The organism is Streptomyces sp. AJS327 (assembly GCF_013450295.1).
Lineage (GTDB): Bacteria > Actinomycetota > Actinomycetes > Streptomycetales > Streptomycetaceae > Streptomyces.
Genome location: NZ_SKBR01000003.1, coordinates 151,412 through 168,570, shown reverse-complemented (window position 1 = coordinate 168,570; position 17,159 = coordinate 151,412). Strand labels below are relative to the sequence as shown.

Genomic DNA, 17,159 nt, shown 5'->3' with positions numbered 1-17,159 from the left:
CGACCCGCGGCGGCGGCGACTCAGCGCGGGGGGATGTTGTGGTTCAGCCGGAACAGGTTCTCCGGGTCGACCGCGCCCTTCAGCGCGGCCAGCCGCCGGTGGGTCTCCGGCGGGAAGGCGGCGCGCACCACCTCCGGCTGCGCCCCGAACAGCATGGCGAGGCAGCTCCCCAGCGTTTGGGCGCGCACCACGGCGCGTACGCGCTCGTGCAGCGCCGTCACCGCCGCGTCCCCGCCGGACGGGAGGGGGCCGTCCCCCGCTCCCCGCGAGCCCCCCGCCCCGTCCGGCCCGTCCGGCCCCTCCGGCTCTTCCGGCCCCTCCGGGACCGACAGCACGCTGAGCAGGAAGCGCGCGTCCCGGTGGGGTACCGCGCTCTCCACCGCTGGCCGCCGGGCGAGGGCGCCGCCGAGGTGCCGCATCCCCAGGACGCACATCATCGGAGCCCCCGGGCCGGTCAGATCGAGTACGGAGCGCAGCTCGGACCCCGCCAGCCCACCGTCGAGCGCGACGCCGAAGGCCCGGTAGCCGTGCGGTTCGGCCGGTTCGTCGTGGATGGTCGCGGACTCGGTGAACGGCAGTTCGCGCAGGGTGTCGGACTCCACCGGGGCCAGCTCGCGCAGCGGCCGCACCAGCTCCTCCCCCTCCTCGACCGGTCCCGCGAAGGCGAGTTGGAGCTGTACGAGGTAGCGGCCGCGCACCGCCTCGGGCAACTGCGGCAGATCGGGGTACGGCAGCAGCGTCGCGGAGGAGGTCAGCGCCTCGGGCGCGGACTCCGCCCACCGCTGCCAGCCGCGCAGGACAGTCTCGGCGTGCGCCCCGTCGAAGAGCAGCCGCCCGCCGAACACCCGCTCCAACGGCAGCAGTTCGACCTCCATGCCGGTGACCACGCCGAAGTTTCCCCCGCCGCCGCGCAACCCCCAGAACAGCTCCGGTTCGCGGTGCGGCGACGCCTCACGGCGGACCCCGTCCGCCGTGACCAGCTCGATCCGGCGCACCCGGTCGGCCGCGTACCCGAACTGCCGGGCCAGCAGGCCGAATCCACCGGCGAGCGTGTACCCGACGACCCCGGTTCCGGGGAACGAGCCGCTCAGCGGCGCCAGTCCGTGCCGCGCCGCGGCCCGGACGAGGTCCCCGGAGGAGACCCCCGCCGCCACCCAGGCCGTGCGGGCCACCGGATCGATCCGCAGCCCGGTCATCCGCCCGGTGGTCACCAGCACCCCGCCGTCCGCCGGTACCGCCAGGCCATGCCCGGTGGCCTGCACCGCGACCGGCAGCCGCCGGGCCGCCGCGTACCCGACGGCCGCCCGTACGTCCGCCACTCCGGTCGCGCCGACGATCACGTCGGGACGGTGCCGCCGCCGGGTCTGGAAGCCGGACCGCTCCGCCTCGTAGGCCGGGTCGCCTGGGATCAGCACCGGGCCGGTCACCCGCCGGGCCAACTCGCTGACGGCCCGCTGTTCGTAGGCTCCGCTGATCTCACCGTTCATGGGTGCTCCCTTCCGAGACGCCGGATAACGGGAAGAGCGTGCGGCCAAAACGTGACAGCCGCCGTCGTCTTTCGTGCCGCACCCTGGAGCCGTGAAATCCGATCGTCTCCTCGCCATCCTGCTGCTCCTCCAGACCCGGAACCGGGTTCCGGCCGGAGAACTGGCTGAGCGGCTGGAGGTGTCGCGGCGCACCGTCTACCGCGACGTCGAGGCCCTCTCCGCCGCCGGTGTCCCGGTCTACGCCGAGCGCGGGCGGCACGGCGGCATCGCGCTGCTCCCCGGCTTCCGCACCGACGTCACCGGCCTCACCCCGGACGAGGCCCGGGCGCTCTTCGTCCTGACGGCACGTGGCACCCACGCGGCGCTCGGTCTGGACGCGGCGCTCGCCTCCGCGCTGCGCAAGGTGATGACCGCGCTTCCGGCGGCGCACCGCCCGGCGGCCGAACTGACCAGCAGACGTGTCCTCGTCGACCCGGACCGCTGGCTCGCCGGGCCGCGTGCCGCCGTCGACCTGGACGTGCTGCGTACCGCCGTCTTCACCGACCGGCGGCTGCGCGTCGGCTACCGGCACAGCGGCGCGGACCGCGCCCGCGCGTACACGCTCGACCCGTACGGGCTGGTCGCGAAGGCCGGAACCTGGTATCTGGCCGCCGACTGGCGGCGCGGGCCACACCTCTACCGCGCCGACCGGATCGTCCGCGCCACCCTCGTCGACGCGCCGGTGCGCCGCCGACCGGGCGTCGAACTGGAGGACATCTGGGCCGAGTTGCGGCGCAGGGTGGAGGAGCGGCCCAGCCCGGTGCGGGTCACCGCCCGGGTACGGCGGGCCCGTTGGGACCTGTTCGCCCGCATCCTCGGCGCCTCCCTGCTGGACCCGCCTCACCCGCCGGACCCGCCAGACCCGCCGGAGCGGGAGGAGAGCGGGACGGAGGACTGGGTCACCGTCCGGCTGGGCTTCCGCGAACTCGGCGCCGCCCACCAGCTCCTCCAGTTCGGCGCGGACGTGGAGGTGCTGGAACCGGCGGCGGCGCGGCGGCTGCTGGGCGACACCGCGGCCCGGCTCGCCCGGCGCTACGCCGAGACCGGGACCGGGATCGAGAACGAGGCCACCAGCGACTGCCACGCTGGCGGCCACCCCGACACCGGGCGCGCGCGGTGACTCCCGGCGCACGCCCACCGCGCGCCCCGCTGAACCGTGACCGCCGGACGGAGGTGCTCAGCTGGCCTCGGTGAGCAGCCGCTCCAGCACCACGGCGATGCCGTCCTCCTCATGGGAGGCGGTGACCTCGTCCGCCACGGCGATCAGCTCCGGGTGGCCGTTGGCCATGGCCACGCCGTGTCCCGCCCAGCGGAACATCGGCACGTCGTTCGGCATGTCGCCGAAGGCGATGGTCTCCGCGGCGCGGACCCTCAGCCGACGGGCTGCCAGCGACAGCCCCCGCGCCTTGTTCAGCCCGAGCGGCAGCAGCTCCACCAGGCCCTCGCCGGACACCACCACGTCCACCAGCTGCCCGGCCACCGCGCGCACGGCCATGGCCAACTCGTCGTCGCCCAGGGCCGGATGCTGGACGTAGAGCTTGGTGAGCGGCTCCGCCCAGGCTTCGGAACGGTCGGTGAAGGGGACGACCGCCAGCCGCTGCTCCGCCAGTCCGTATCCCGGGCCGACCAGCACCTCGCCGTCCAGCCCGTCCCGGGAGACGGCCAGGGCCAGCTGTCCCACCTGCTCCTCGATGACGGCCAGGGCGCGCTCCGCCAGCATCCGATCGAGCGTCATCGAGGTCAGCAGGCGGTCCGCGCCCGCGTCGTAGACCTGTGCGCCCTGGCTACAGACCGCGAGCCCGTGGTAGTCGAGTTCGGCGAGGATGTGCCGGGTCCACGGCACCGCGCGCCCGGTGACCACGATGTGCGCGGCACCGCGCCCGGCCGCCGCCTCCAGCGCGGCACGGGTCCGCCCGGACACCGTCTCGTCCGCGCGCAGCAGCGTGCCGTCGAGGTCGGTCGCGACCAGCCGGTAGGGCCCGAGCCCGGAGGCGCCCGCTCCCTCCCCCGCGCCCGGCGTCTTCCGCGCGCCCCGGCCGGGGGCGCCGACCGCCTGCCCCGGGAGGTCCGCCCGCCCGGAGGCGGTGGCCGCCCCGGGCGACGGCTCGGCGGCACCGCCCGAGCCGGCGGGACCGTTCGAACGGGCGGACCGGCCGCTCAGCGCCCCGCTCACCCGGCGACCGGTTCCAGCGCCTCGCGACCGCCCAGGTACGGGCGGAGCACCGGCGGCAGCCAGACCGAGCCGTCCGCCCGCTGGTGGTTCTCCAGCAGCGCGATGATCGTGCGCGGGACGGCGCAGAGCGTTCCGTTCAGCGTGGCCAGCGGTCGGACCTTGCCCGCGCCGCCGCCCTCGCTCGGCTCCCGCATCCGGATCGACAGCCGCCGGGACTGGAACTCGGTGCAGTCCGAGGTCGAGGTCAGCTCCCGGAACTTGCCCTGGGTGGGAATCCACGCCTCGCAGTCGTACTTCCGGGCGGCCGAGGCGCCGAGGTCGCCGGTGGCCACGTCGATCACCTGGAACGGCAGCTCCAGCGCGGAGAGCCACTCCTTCTCCCACTCCAGCAGCCGCAGGTGCTCCGCCTCGGACTCCTCCGGCGCGACGTACGAGAACATCTCGACCTTGTCGAACTGGTGCACCCGGAAGATCCCCCGGGTGTCCTTGCCGTACGAACCGGCCTCCCGGCGGAAGCAGGGCGAGAAGGCGGCGTACCGCAGCGGGAGGCGGTCCGCGTCGATGATCTCGTCCATGTGGTAGCCCGCGAGCGCGACCTCGGAGGTGCCCACCAGGTACAGGTCGTCCTTGTCCAGGTGGTAGACGTCCTGGGCCGCCTGGCCGAGGAAGCCGGTGCCCGCCATGGTCTCCGGCTTCACCAGCGCGGGCGTCAGCATCGGCGTGAGGCCCGCCTCGCTGGCCCGGTTGATGGCGGCGTTGACCAGGGCGAGTTCCAGCTGCGCGCCGACGCCGGTCAGGAAGTAGAAGCGGGAGCCGGACACCTTGGCGCCGCGCTCCACGTCGATGGCGCCGAGCAGCTGGCCGAGCTCCAGGTGGTCCCGCGGCTCGAAGCCCTCGGCGGCGAAGTCACGCGGTACGCCGATCGTCTCGCGGACCGTGTAGTCCTCCTCCCCGCCCACCGGCACCTCGGGGTGCACCAGGTTGGCGAGGCGCAGCAGCAGCCGCTGGGTCTCCTCCTCGGCCGCGTCCCGCTCCGCGTCAGCGGCCTTGACCTCGGAGGAGAGCTGACCGGCGCGCTGGAGCAGCTCCGCCTTCTCGTCCCCGCTGGCCTTCGGAACGCGCTTGCCCAGCTGCTTCTGCTCGGCGCGCAGTTCGTCGAAGCGGGCGCTGGATGACCTGCGTCGTTCATCCGCGGAGAGCAGGGAGTCGACGAGTTCGACGTCCTCTCCACGGGCGCGCTGCGAGGCGCGTACACGGTCGGGGTCCTCACGAAGCAGACGAAGGTCAATCACCCCGTCAGGGTACCGGTGCGCCGCTCACCGTCTCCACGGACCGACCAACGGAGGGGTTCACCCGGTTTATCCCGTGGCGTTCCTCGTGCCGTTCCCCGTGGAGTTCCCCGGGTGTTCTCGTGGCGCTCCGTGGAGATGGCCGCCGGTGTGGCCGCGGTTTTCCGGTCCGCCGTATCCGGTGCGGGGCCGGCTGGCGTTCGGGAAAGCCGAGCGGAATTGTGACGCGCCGCGGCAGCGGTGTCCCAGCCGGAACGGGGACGGAAGAGGGGAATGCCGGAAGGGGCGGAGCGGAGCCGGAATGCCGGAAGGGGCGGGGCGGGTCGGAAGGGGCGAAGGACGGGGAAAGTGGGACGGGAAGTGGGGCTGGAGAGGTGCGGGGAGACCGGAAACCCGGGGGCGATATCGGAGCGGCACGGGGCGGGCGGCACGGGGTCCGGGGCGGATGCACGGATCCTCGCGGGAGTTGGCGGAGACCCGGGAAGAACCGGCGGAGCGCGGGGAGGAACCAGAGCGAAACAGGGATATCCGGGGATAGGCGGCAGAGGGCGTCCGGCCTCGGGGCGACGGTTGCGGGGAGGCGCGGCGCAGCGGGGGAAGCATTGCGGAGCTGCGGGATAGAGCGTTGATTTACCGGAGTTTTACGGCGGTTTGGGAATTTTCATTGGCTCCGTGGGTGGAGCGGTTTGAGGAGGGCCGATCCGGGGTGCGGCGACGGTGGGAGAGAGGGAAACGCGAGGAGGGGGGTGTGGGGCGGAAGGCGGAGGGCGAAGGGGCGTGGGGAGGCGTGCGGGATGGGTGGGGTGTGCGGGGTGTGCGGGGTGAGCGGTGGTGCGCGGAGATGGGTGGTGCGAGTGGGGTTCCGGCGGCAATCGCGGTGCCTCGGTGCGCGGGGGCGCACGGAGGGCCGGGTGACGTGTGCGGGGTGAGGGGGAGTGCGTGGGGGAGGGGGAGGTGAATGGGATGGCGGTGCGCGCGGGGCGATGCGCAATAAAACGGCCTGAATCGGATGAATTGCCCTGAACTGGATACGGCTGTGGGGGATACGCGGAGCGGTGGAATGTCACGGGGTCGCAGGGAACCCGGGTGCGTCCCGGGTGCGCCTTCTCCTCGGCGGTGGTTCCCTGACGCTTCTCCGGTGCTTCCCGTCGGGCCGTCCGCCGGGGGCTCGGGGGCCCGGGAATAGGTCCGAAGGCGGGGGAATCCGCTCGGGGGCTGACCGTTCGGGCGTGAGTTATCCACAGGTTGAAGAGTGGAACCTCGAATATCCACAGGGCGCCTTGCCGGGCTGTGGATGTGGAAGTCGCGGGTTCCGGGGCCACGCGATCCACTGTCCGCAATTTCCGATACGTCGGAGAAATCCGCAGGTAAACGCGTGCGATTCAGGTATCCCACGTGTTGATCAAGGGAATTGAGGGGGCCAGTGACACTCTGGGGTGCTGTGGAGCACCCTGGGGTCTGCATGCCGTTTTGTCGATAGTGTCCGGATGGTGCGCCCGCTTGTGCACAGGCTGGTGAGACGACCTGTGGATAACTTTGTGGACAACCCACCCCGGGCGGCTTCCCGGAGCGCCCCACACCAGCTCAGCTCCCGAACCCCTTGCCCGGCCGTCCGATCCCGCCGTTCCCTCCGCCCGGTATCGATCGCCCCTGACGGTCTCCGCCCGCCCCGCGACCGTTCCCGACCGCTGGATCAGCGGGGCCCGGAGCGCTGACCTCTGCCCCCGCCCGTCCGATGCCCCCGCCCGTCCGGTGCCCCGCCCGTCCGGGCACGGCGGCCGGGCCGGTCGCGACCGCCGGTGGCGGTACGTGGGATGCCTTACGTCGGACGCCGTGGCTGGAACGCGGCGCGTGACCCCGGACGGTCCGGAGCCGGGAACCGGGAGCCGGTGACCGGGGCGGGAGGTCCGGTGCTCCCCTGCCAACAGCCGGTCTAGCAGCGGCCGTCCAGGCAGCGGCCCAGCCAGTCGGCGGCCTCCAGGAAGTCCTCGTCCCGGGTGCCCGGCCGGACCGTCGGGCCCACCTCGTCGGCGCGCGGATAGGAGCCGAGGAAGCGCACCCGCTGGCAGGCACGCTTCAAACCCATCAGCACATCGCCCACCCGGCGGTCCTGCACATGCCCCTCGCAGTCCACGGAGAAGCAGTACCGCCCGATTCCCTCGCCCGTGGGGCGGGACTCGATACGCATCATGTTGACGCCGCGCGAGGAGTACTCCTGGAGCAGCTCCAGCAGCGCGCCGGGGTGGTCCTCCCGGAGCCAGAAGACCACCGAGGTCTTGTCGGCCCCCGTCGGCGCGGCGGGCCGCGCGGGGCGTCCGACCAGGACGAACCGGGTCGCCGCGTTCTCCGCGTCGTGGATCCGGGTGACCAGCGGCTCCAGACCGTAGGTCGCGGCGGCGAACTCCCCCGCGAAGGCGGCGTCGTACCGGCCCTCCTGGACGAGGCGGGCGCCGTCCGCGTTCGAGGCCGCCGACTCCCACACCGCCTCGGGCAGCTCCCGGGCCAGCCACTGGCGCACCTGCGGCTGGGCCACCGGGTGGCCGGTCACCGTCTTGACGTCGGTCAGCTTCGTGCCCGGGCGCACCAGCAGCGCGAAGGTGATCGGCAGCAGCACCTCGCGGTAGATCATCAGCTGGCGGCCCCGGGCCAGTTCGTCCAGCGTCGCGGTGACCCCGCCCTCCACCGAGTTCTCGATCGGCACGAAGGCCGCCGCCGCCTCGCCGTCCCGCACGGTGTCCAGCGCCGCCGCCACCGAGACCATCGGGACGAGCTGCCGGGTGGCCGCCTCGGGCAGGGTGTGCAGGGCCGCCTCGGTGAAGGTGCCCTCGGGACCGAGGTAGGTGTAGCCGTTGGCGGGAGTGATCGCGGGGCTCATGCGATCACGGTAGTCGCGCCCCGGGAGGGGCCGCACCGCGTCTCACGCTCCGGGCACCCCGATGAGCACTTCCGGACACCGGGCACGGAGCCCCCGTGGCACCCCACCACCCCGGCCCCGCACTCGCACGGCCGCACCCGCACCGGGCACCCGCGCGGGGCCGTGGGCCGGATGGTGGTGGCCGGGCTCAGCCCTCCAGCAGCCGCTGCCCGACGTACTCGCCCTCCGCCGCGCCGCCCGGAACGGCGAACAGGGCGCTGGCCTCGTGCCGGATGAAGCGGGAGAGCGCGTCGCCGCTGTCCAGTTTTCGCTGGACCGGCACGAAGCCGCGCAGCGGATCGGCCTGCCAGGCGATGAACAGCAGCCCCGCGTCCGGCGCCCCGTCCGGGCGAAGCCCGTCGTGGTACGAGAACGGACGCCGCAGCATCGCGGCACCGCCGTTCGTGGCGGGCGCGGACACCCGTACGTGGGCGTCGGCCGCGATGACCCGGGAGCCGTCCGGGCGCTCCCGTTCCAGATCCGGTTCGGTGCGTTCCTCGCCGCCGGTCAGCGGGGCGCCGTCGGACTTGCGGCGGCCGATCACCCGCTCCTGCCGGGCCAGCGGCAGGTCCTCCCAGTCGTCCAGCAGCATGCGGATCCGCCGCACCACGGCGTACGAGCCGCCACGCATCCAGGCGGGCGATCCGGAGGACGGCACGAAGACCCGCTCTCCGAAGTCCGGGTCCTCCGGACGGGGGTTGTTGGTCCCGTCCACCTGACCCATCAGGTTACGGACGGTCATCGGGTTCGCGGTGGCGCCCGGGGAGCGGTTGAAGCCGCTCATCTGCCACCGGGGGCGCACGATCTTCCCTCGCGCGCCCGACCGGTTCGAGCCACCCGAGCCGCCCTCGCTGCCCGAGCCGTCCTTGCTGCCGGAAGCGTCAGAGGAGGCGCGGCCCGCCTCGTCGGCCGCGCGCTGGAGCGCGCGCAGCGCGTTCTGGGCGACGAGCGCGTCGTTGGCACCGATCTGGATCCACAGGTCCCCGTCCGACCGGTCCCTGTCCAGTACGTCGGCGGAGAACTCCGGCAGCGGGGCCAGCTCCTCCGGCAGCGCGGCCAGCAGACCGGTACGCCGGAAGAAGCTCCGCCCGAAGCCGAAGGTGACGGTCAGCGCGGACGGTCCGGCGTCCGCGCCGATCAGCGGGTCGGCCCGGCCGGGCAGCCGTTCGCCCGCCATCAGCCGCCGTGCGGTGTCGGACCAGTGGCGCATCACCGTGATCGCCTGCTTCCGGCCCGCGCCGGGAACGAGATCGAAGGCGATCAGTTGCCCGTACGACTGCTGGGGGGTGGTGATGCCCGGCTGGTGGGTGCCGTGGAACGGCACCGCCTCCGAGCCGAGGGCGGCCAGCGGAGTGGGCGTCTCCTCGGTGAGCGCCCTGCCGTACGCCCCGCCCGCGCCCCCCAGGGCCAGACCGGCGGCGCCCGCGCTCCCCAGCAGCGTCCGGCGGGAGAACCGGCCTCCGGTCTCGGCGTTCCGCCCGGTCTCGGCGTCCCGCCCGCTCGCCGAGGGCTGTCCGCTCGCCGCGTCCCCCTCGCCCTTTCTGGCCGGTCCGCCGCCAGCGCCCCGCCCGGCCTTCCCGCCCGTGCCCCCCCGCGCGCCCTTCCGGGCGTCCGCGCCCGGTGCGCCCTTCCCGCTCTTCCCGGCCTTCCCGGCCTTCGCGCTCCTCCCGGCCTTCCCGCTCGTCCCGGCTTTCGCGCTTTTCCCGGCCGGTACGGTCGTTCCGGAGGTGCCGCTCGTCTCGGCCACCTCGTCTGCTCCACCCGTCTCGGCCACCGGTTCCGTGTCTCCCGTCTGGTCCGTGTTCATGGTGCTCCCGGTCCGCTCGATCTCTGGTGTGGGCCCGGGCTCTGGTGTGGGCCCGGGCTCCGGTGTGGGCCCGGGCTCCGGTGTGGGTCCGGCTTCGGGCGTCCGCTCGGCTTCGGGGGCCGCGCGGTCGTCGGGGGCGGCGCGGCGCCGGGGGCGGCGCGGCGGTCGCGGTCTGGAGGGTTCCGGTCAGTCATGGCTCAGCCCGCCTCAGCCGATCTCTACGGTCGTGGTCTCGGTCACCTGGTCGATGTCCGAGGTACGGACGGTGACGGCCACCTCCCACTCACCCGCCACGGGCAGCTGGAGGCCGGTGGCGAGCCAGTGCCCCGGATCGCCCGCGACCGGTTTCGGACGGGCGGGCAGGGGGCCGATCTTCTTGCCGGGGTGCGTCAGGGCGACCTTCACCTCGGGTGGGTCGAGGGGAGCCGACCCCCGGCCGGTGATGCGCAGGTGCAGCCTGCTCTCGGTCCCCGCGCGGCCGGGGTCGAGGGTGAGCCCGACGGTGCCCCGGCCCTTCGGGCCGCCGGTGTCGAACGCCACGTCCGTCTCGACGGGGCCGCGCGCCGCGCGCGCGGAGTCCTGGGCGGCGCGCGAGGTCTCCGCCGTGCGCCCGGGTTCGGTCCCCGTCAGCGCGGTGGTGACGGCGAGGAGCAGCGCCGCGACACCGGCCTCGGTGAGGACGGAGCGGCGCAGCGCCGAACGGTGCGGATCGGCGTCCCGTTCCCGCTTCCGGCGGGCGGCCGCCATCGCGGCGCGCTGGCGGGCCAGTTGGGCCTCCCGCGCGCTCCCCCGTACCACCGGCGCGTTCGGTCCCACCGTCGGTGTGGCGAGCCCTCGCTCACCCCTCGCGGAGGTCTCCGGCCGGTCCGTGCCGGACGCCGCCGTGCCGGGCGCCTTCGTGCCTGGCGCCCGCGCGGCGGGCGTGGCCGTGGTGGCGGGGGTGCCCGCTTCGGGGTCCGGCTCGGCGGGGGTGCCCGCATCGGAGGCGCTGCTGGCGGTGTTCTCGGGGGAGCGGCGGGGGGCGGCGAGCGCGGGCGTGGTGGTGATGTGGGCGAGGCGGCGGCGGGAGACCCAGGCGACCGCGAGCAGCGTGCCGACCAGCCCCGCCTTGACCAGCAGCAGCCGTCCGTACTCGGTGCCGGTCAGCGCGGACCAGCTGCCCACCTGCCGCCAGGACTGGTAGAGGCCGGTCGCGAGCAGCACCGTTACGCACACGAACGCGGTACGGGAGAACCGGCGGACGGCGGCGCGCGGCGGGGGCGGGCCGGTGTGGAGCGCGCCGAGCAGCGTGGCCAGTCCGCCCAGCCAGAGCGCGACCGCCAGCAGGTGCGTGATCGCGGCGGGTACCGCGACGGAGGTCTGGATGCCGGTGGAGGCGTGCTCGGCCAGCGCCCAGGTGGCGGCGAGGCCGACGGTGAGGACGCCGCCGCCCAGCCCGAGCCCGAGCGTGAGATCGCGTTGCCGTGCCCGCCAGCGCACGCCCCCGGGAGCGCCGTCCTCGGCCCGTCCGCCGTCCGTCTCCGGCCGTGTCCCCACCGTCCGTACGTCGGTCTCCGGGGTTGCGGGTTCCGCGGTCCCGGCCTCCGTCGCGGGACGTTCCACCTCGGAACACCCGGTGTCGGTGTCGGTGCTGGTGCCGGTGCCGGTGTGCCGGGCGTATGTGCCGAAGAGCACCGCGAGAAACAGGGCGGCGACGCCCAGCAGGAGGAGCCGGGAGACCAGGGCGGTGCCGGAGTCGGTGGCGACGACGGCACGCAGCACCGTCAGGTCGACCGCGTCGGACAGCTCGCCCGACCCGGTGTACGGCCCGCGGAGCAGCAGTTGGGCGAGGGTGGCGGCGGTGAGGGTGAGCCACCCGGCGCGGGCGACCCGGCGGACGGGGCGCGCGGAGGCGCCGCCGGGCCAGCACAGCAGGACGAAGGCGGCACCGCCGACGAGCAGGGCGAACCCGCCGTACGCCGCGTAGCGCGTGCCGTCGTAGAGCGTGCCGACCAGGCCGCCGCTGGAGCCGGACCCGGACTCGGGCAGTTGGACGGAGGTCTTCGACGGCGCGCCGACGGAGAAGGTGAACGCGCCGGAGATCGGGTGGCTGTCGGCCGAGACGGCCTGCCAGACCACGGTGAACGTGCCCCGGGGCAGCCCGCGTTCGAGGTCGACGCCGCGCCGGACGGTGCCGTCGGCGTCGAGGTCGCGCACCGGGCCGGTGTCGACGCGCTCGCCGCGCGGGTCGAGCACCCGCAGCGAGCCCTCGGCCATGCTGACCGACTCGGAGAAGTCGAGCGTGACCCGCTGGGGCGCGGTGGACTGGACGGCGTCCTCGCCGGGGGCGCTGTCGGTGAGTACCGCGTGCGCGGCGGCGGGTGTGGCGGCGCCGAGTACCCCGAGGAGCGCGCAGACGGCGCTGAACAGCGCGGTCACCAGCCAGCGCGCGGCCGGACCCGGGTGGTCCCCGGCGGCCGGGTGGGGCCCGGCGGCCCGAGGCGCCCCGGCGGTCGGAGGGGCTCCGGAGACCGGGTGGGTGGTGGCCGCCGGGCGGCCACCACCCACCGCGTCAGTGTCCATCGTGGGATCCGCTCCCCGTGGTCCCGTCGTGCTCCGGCGCCCCGTCGTGCTCCGGCGTCTCCTTGTGGTCCGACGATCCGTCGTGCCCGGCCGATCCGTCCGGTGCCGGGGTGTCCGGGTTGTGGGTGGTCGCCTTGACGGGGACGCGCACCGTTCGCTTGCCGGACTTCTCGAAACGGAGGGTGAGCGTCACCCGCTCGCCCACGCGCGGTTTCCGCTTCAGGTCCATCAGCATCACGTGGTGGCCGCCGCGCGTGAGCCTCAGGCTGCCGTCCGCCGGGACGGGGAGGGACCTGACCTGCCGCATCCGCTGGTCCTTGGTGGTGTGCAGCTCCGCCGTGGCGGAGAGGTCGCTGGAGACGCCGGTCAGGGTGTCCGCCGCGGAACCGCCGTTGGTGACGGTGAGGAAGCCCGCCGCCATGTCGTCCAGCACGGGTTGCGGCACGTAGGCGCCGCTGATCGTCAACTCGGGCTTCCCGCCACCCGATCCGGAGTCGTCGGCGGGGTCGTCACCGGAGCCGGAGCCGCAGGCGGTGAGCCCGAGGGCCAGCGCGAGGGCCGCGGCCGCACCGGAGGTCCGGCCGCCGCGCGTCCGCCGGCCTCCGGTCCTCGGGGAGGGGCGGGCGGGGGCGGGTTCGGCGGCGGTCACGGGTTCTGCCCCTTGATGAGCTTCGGCAGGTCCTTCTCCAGCACCTCGGGTGTCGCGTCCTTCTCGGTGTAGAGGACGTGGCCCCGGTCGTCCTTGGGCGAGAAGACGAGCAGTTCCTTGCCGTGCGTGGAGACGATGTCGCCGTTCTTCTTCTTGTACGGGGGTTCCAGCGCGACGTTCACGCTCTGCGCGGCGGCCTGGATGGTGTCGAAGTCGCCGGTCAGCCCGAGGAAGTCGGCGTCCTGCATGCGCAGCCACTTGTCCAGCCGCTTCGTGGTGTCCCGTTTCGGGTCGGAGGTGACGAAGACGACCTTCAGCTTCTTCTGCTGTTCCCTGGTCAGCTTCGACTTGGCGACCGCCAGGTTGCTCATCATCAGCGGGCAGGCGTCCGGGCAGTTGGTGTAGCCGAAGTACAGCAGCGTGGGCTGCCCCTTGGTCTCCTTGACCAGGTCGTACTTCTTCCCCTCGGTGTCGGTGAGCGTCAGGTCCGGCTTCTCGCGGGGCTGCTGGAGCACGATGCCGCCCTTCTTCTCCGGTTCGCCGGAGGCGGAGAGGGTGGCGCCCGCCTCGTCGGCCGTGTCGCTTGTGCCGCAGGCGGAGAGGGCCAGCGCGGTCGCGGCGAGCACGGCGGTCAGCGGGAGCGCGGCGCGGCGCGCGCGTCTCGTGCCGCGCCGGGGGTGGTTCCGGTCGGCGCGCGGGTCGCCGGTGGTGCGGTCGGTGGTGCGCGGTGCGGGGCTGTTCATGGTCTTCCCGGGGTCAGGTGGGTGTGGGGGCCGGTGCGCGCCCGTCGGGGTGCGCACCGGCCGGGTGTACGGGCCGAACGGCGGGGCGGGCGCCGGGAGTTGGCGTGCGCCCCGCCGTCCGGTGGGGGCTCAGGCGGTGCGGCGCCGGCCGGCCAGGACGCCGAAGGCGATCCCGCCGACGCCGGTCACGATGCCGATGACGCCGAGCACCCGCGCGGTGGTGTCGCCGCCGTCGTCCGAGGCCGCCTGGCCGCTGGACGCGCCGCTCTCACCGTCTTCGGTACCTTCGCCGTCCTCGGCGGTCTCGCTGTCGGAGGCGCCGTGGCCGTCGGCCGCGGCGGTCAGCCGGAGCACCGGAGCGGGGCTCTCCGGCTCCTTCTCACCCGGCTCCGGCTCCTCGATCCACCGGACGACCTCGCCCTTCTCGCCGTCCTTGGCCTCGTAGGTCTGGAGGGCCTTGAAGACGAACCGCTCGCCCCTCTCGGGCAGCGGGCCGACGGACACCGGGAACTGCTGGAACTCGCCCGGCTCGATACGGCCCCCACTCCACGTGATCTTGGTGACGGCCTCCTTGATCTGCTCCCCGTGGTTCTCCACGGGCTTGTCCAGCTTCTCCTTGCTGACCTTGACCTCCCAGCCCGGCACCGGCTGCGGCATCACCGAGGCGAGCGGCTGGTCGGTGGGGAAGGAGATCTCCAGCTTGTTGGTCGCCGCCGCGTCCCGTTCGTTGGGGACCTTGAAGCTGAGGGTGCTGAAGCCGCCGCGCGGGGCGGACTGGGGCTCCACGCTCACGTGGGCGGCGACCGGCACCGCCGTGAGCAGCAGGGCCGTCGCGGTCAGCGCGGTCGTGATCCCGGCGCGCGGTACGGCGCGGCCGTGGAAGTGGTTCATCGCGTGCGCTCCTGTCAGAGGCAGGACGGATAGGACGGAGAGGTCGGTGCGACTGCGAGACGGGGTCGCCCTGCCGGGGCCGTCCGCGCGGCCGTGTGCCGTGGCGTCGCGGTGGGCCCGTGCCCTTCGGCGCGCGGCGGAACCGGCGCGCGGCACGGCGAACCCGCGCGGCGCGGACGCCACCGTCCCTCCGCCGGGCCCCGGAAGGGGTACCGCGGGAGCGGTCGCGCGTCAGGCCGCGAGCAGGTACGAGGTCGAGGCGGGCAACGGCGGACCGCGCCGGCGCACGGAGTGCCGCAGCTCGGCGGAGCGCGGAGCCGGAAGCCCGTCCGCCGCCGCGCCCGCCGGGTGTACCGGGGCACCGGAGGTCAGCGCGCCGCTGAGCGCCGCCGCGAGACCGAGGGCGGTACGCAGCGCGCGTACCGTCAGCAGCTCCCGCGCCGCCTCCGCCGCGTGGGCCGGAAGCCACCGGGAGAGCCGGATCAGCTGGCCCAGCGCGGCGTCACCGCGCCGCAGCAGCAGCCCGAGCAGCAGCGCGGCGCAGAGGTGGCCCAGCAGCATCGGGCCGTCCAGCGAGGCCAGCACCGTCCGGGCGGCGCCGCGCAGGCACTCCAGCGGGGCCTCGGCGAAACCGGGCGCGCCGTGCGGCGGATGGTCGGTGACGCCGGGCGCCGCACCGCCGCGCGCCGCGGCGTCCGCCGGGGAGATCCCCGCCTCGGCCACGATGCGGCGCGCCCGGCTCTCCGTCATGGGCCCACCGGCGGACGGCTCACCACAGATCAGCTGACGGGCGAAGGCCACCAGACCGCCCCCGTCCCCGGCGTGCGCGGAGCCGGTGGGCCCGGCGTGACCGCGCGGTCCGCAGGAGAACAGGGCGTGCAGCAGCAGCTGGCCTCCGGCGAGCAGCGCCGCGATGCCCGGGAGTGAGCGCTCCCGCCCGGCGAGGGGGACGGCGACCGCGAAGCAGGCGCCGAAGGCCACCGCGAACGTCCAGAGTGGAAGGGGCGCGTCGGCCGCGAGCGCGTGCCCGGCCGCGGACAGCGCGACACAGACCGCGGCGAAGACCGCGGCCCGCAGAACTCGCAGATCCGTACCGGCGGCCATGGCGCCGCCATCATCTCACCGGCCGCGCGGGGCCCCCGTGGCAGGGTCCGGGCGGGGGCGCGGGACCCCGCGCGCGGCCCCCACCGGCTCCGCCCACGCCGGGCGCGGGTCGCCCGGCCGCCGCCCCTGACGCTCCGCCGGGGGCGTACGGAACCGGGGGTGAATCCGCGCTGGAGGCTGACCGGGCAGGTCACGCGATGTGCGGGAGGGGCGTGGGCGAACGGCGGCCGGGCCCGGACGGCCGTCGCCGGAGCGTTCGCCGCCTGCGCCGAATGAGGGGTATCACATTCGCCGCGCGCGTAGCGCCGCGTGCTCACGGCAATACCTATCGGTACGGCCGGACGCACCGTCGTCCAGGCCAGCCCGCCGTCGAGTCGCGGTCCGGAGGGTGAGCATGAGGATGTGGTGGTCGCTTCAGCTGCGCCGGGAGGCCGCGAGCGTGCCGCTCGCCCGCCGGTTGCTGCTTGACGCCATGCGCTCGGCGGGGGTGGACTCCGAGACCTCCTACGACCTCTCCGTCGCCCTCTCGGAGGCGTGCGCCAACGCGGTGGAACACGGGGCGGGGGAGAGTTCCCGCGCCTACCGGGTGACGGCCTACCTGGACGGCGACCGCTGCCGGATCGAGGTCGCGGACACCGGCCCGGGCTTTCCCGGCGGCTTCGGCCGGGAGCACCGGCCGCTGCTCGCGCCCGAGGGGGAGTTCGCGGAAGCGGGGCGCGGCCTCTTCCTCATCGAGTCGCTGGCCGACCACGTCCGGTGGCACAACAGACCGGGCAGCGGCGGCGCGATCATCAGCTTCGACAAGGTGCTGACCTGGCACGGCGACGAGCACCTGGTCGCCTGACCCGCCCGGTCCCCCGCCTCCCCCCGCTCCCCCGCCTCCCCCCGCTCCCCCCACCGGCGCGGCTCCGCGCCGGGTTCGCGAACTCCCGTACGTGGGCGACCCGTTCACGAACTCCGGTTCACGAACTTCCGGACCTCGGTGCCGGGGCGCTCGACGGCTGGTCGGTGAGCGGCTGGTCCTGGGGGCGCGGCGGCAGCGCGACGGTGAGGTCGATCTCGACGAGCTGTCCCGGATACCCCAGGCTGCTCACGCCGAGGATGGTGCTGGCGGTGCTGAAGGCCGGGCCCAGCGGCGAACTGGTCAGCCGCTCCCAGACGGCGTCGAGCCGGGGAGATCCACCCGCGTCCGCACCGTCCCCCGCGGCTCCGTTGCCCCGTGCGTCCTCCCGTACGTAGATGACGGAGCGGACCACGTGCTCCGGGGCCGCGCCCACGGCGGCGAGCGCCGTCCGGCAGTTCGCCACCACCTGGTCCGTCTGGGCGACGACGTCCGCCCCGCCGACGACCTCGCCCGCGAGGTCCAGCGGGCACTGCCCGGACAGGTGCGCGGTGCGGCCCGCCTCGACGACGGTGATGTGGTGATAGCCCGGGGTCTCGTGCAGCCCCTCGGGGTTGAAGCGGGCGATGTGCGAACTCACGGTGACGGTCCTCACCTTCA

Annotated in this window: 13 protein-coding genes; 2 read left to right on the top strand and 11 right to left on the bottom strand. The window is 74.6% G+C overall.

The genetic code is table 11. The features are described 5' to 3' along the window. Window positions 1-20: 20 nt before the first annotated feature. Entirely contained in the window at window positions 21-1,487 is a 1,467-nt protein-coding gene (locus E0L36_RS18140; protein ID WP_180930188.1) for an FAD-binding oxidoreductase, read from the bottom strand. A 91-nt stretch (window positions 1,488-1,578) separates the two neighbouring features. Between E0L36_RS18140 and E0L36_RS18135 the strand changes: the two genes are divergently transcribed. Then, window positions 1,579-2,646 (top strand): YafY family protein, encoded by a 1,068-nt coding sequence (locus tag E0L36_RS18135; protein ID WP_180930187.1) that lies wholly within the window; start codon window positions 1,579-1,581, stop codon window positions 2,644-2,646. Window positions 2,647-2,703: 57 nt separating this feature from the next. On the opposite strand, the gene E0L36_RS18130 is transcribed toward E0L36_RS18135, so the two are convergent. From E0L36_RS18130 to E0L36_RS18090, 9 genes are all read right to left on the bottom strand, one after another. Next, entirely contained in the window at window positions 2,704-3,495 is a 792-nt protein-coding gene (locus tag E0L36_RS18130; protein ID WP_258016391.1) for an HAD family hydrolase, read from the bottom strand. Window positions 3,496-3,695: 200 nt separating this feature from the next. After that, entirely contained in the window at window positions 3,696-4,991 is a 1,296-nt protein-coding gene (gene serS / locus E0L36_RS18125; RefSeq protein WP_180930186.1) for a serine--tRNA ligase, read from the bottom strand. 1,930 nt (window positions 4,992-6,921) lie between these two features. After that, on the bottom strand, window positions 6,922-7,863 hold the full coding sequence (gene pheA / locus E0L36_RS18120) for a prephenate dehydratase (protein ID WP_180930185.1): 942 nt from the start codon (window positions 7,861-7,863) through the stop codon (window positions 6,922-6,924). Between the two features lie 187 nt (window positions 7,864-8,050). Then, the gene (locus E0L36_RS18115; RefSeq protein WP_180930184.1) at window positions 8,051-9,709 is read right to left on the bottom strand and encodes a Dyp-type peroxidase; all 1,659 of its coding nucleotides are present in this window, start codon (window positions 9,707-9,709) and stop codon (window positions 8,051-8,053) included. Between the two features lie 207 nt (window positions 9,710-9,916). Next, window positions 9,917-12,271: a copper resistance protein CopC gene (locus E0L36_RS18110; RefSeq protein ID WP_180930183.1), complete on the bottom strand. Its 2,355-nt coding sequence runs from the start codon at window positions 12,269-12,271 to the stop codon at window positions 9,917-9,919. Further along, window positions 12,261-12,920 carry a copper chaperone PCu(A)C gene (locus E0L36_RS18105; RefSeq protein WP_180930182.1) on the bottom strand — a complete coding sequence of 220 codons (660 nt, stop codon included), beginning with the start codon at window positions 12,918-12,920 and terminating at the stop codon, window positions 12,261-12,263. The genes E0L36_RS18110 and E0L36_RS18105 overlap by 11 nt, the downstream gene beginning before the upstream one ends. Beyond that, entirely contained in the window at window positions 12,917-13,663 is a 747-nt protein-coding gene (locus E0L36_RS18100; RefSeq protein ID WP_180930181.1) for an SCO family protein, read from the bottom strand. Before E0L36_RS18100 ends, E0L36_RS18105 begins: the two co-directional genes overlap by 4 nt. Window positions 13,664-13,792: 129 nt before the next feature. Further along, on the bottom strand, window positions 13,793-14,554 hold the full coding sequence (locus E0L36_RS18095) for a YcnI family protein (protein ID WP_180930180.1): 762 nt from the start codon (window positions 14,552-14,554) through the stop codon (window positions 13,793-13,795). A 231-nt stretch (window positions 14,555-14,785) separates the two neighbouring features. Beyond that, window positions 14,786-15,658: a hypothetical protein gene (locus tag E0L36_RS18090; RefSeq protein WP_180930179.1), complete on the bottom strand. Its 873-nt coding sequence runs from the start codon at window positions 15,656-15,658 to the stop codon at window positions 14,786-14,788. 394 nt (window positions 15,659-16,052) lie between these two features. On the opposite strand from E0L36_RS18090, the gene E0L36_RS18085 reads away from it, so the two are divergent. Beyond that, window positions 16,053-16,502 carry an ATP-binding protein gene (locus E0L36_RS18085; RefSeq protein WP_180930178.1) on the top strand — a complete coding sequence of 150 codons (450 nt, stop codon included), beginning with the start codon at window positions 16,053-16,055 and terminating at the stop codon, window positions 16,500-16,502. A gap of 118 nt (window positions 16,503-16,620) precedes the next feature. On the opposite strand, the gene E0L36_RS18080 is transcribed toward E0L36_RS18085, so the two are convergent. After that, on the bottom strand, window positions 16,621-17,139 hold the full coding sequence (locus tag E0L36_RS18080) for a RidA family protein (RefSeq protein WP_180930177.1): 519 nt from the start codon (window positions 17,137-17,139) through the stop codon (window positions 16,621-16,623). Window positions 17,140-17,159: the final 20 nt, after the last annotated feature.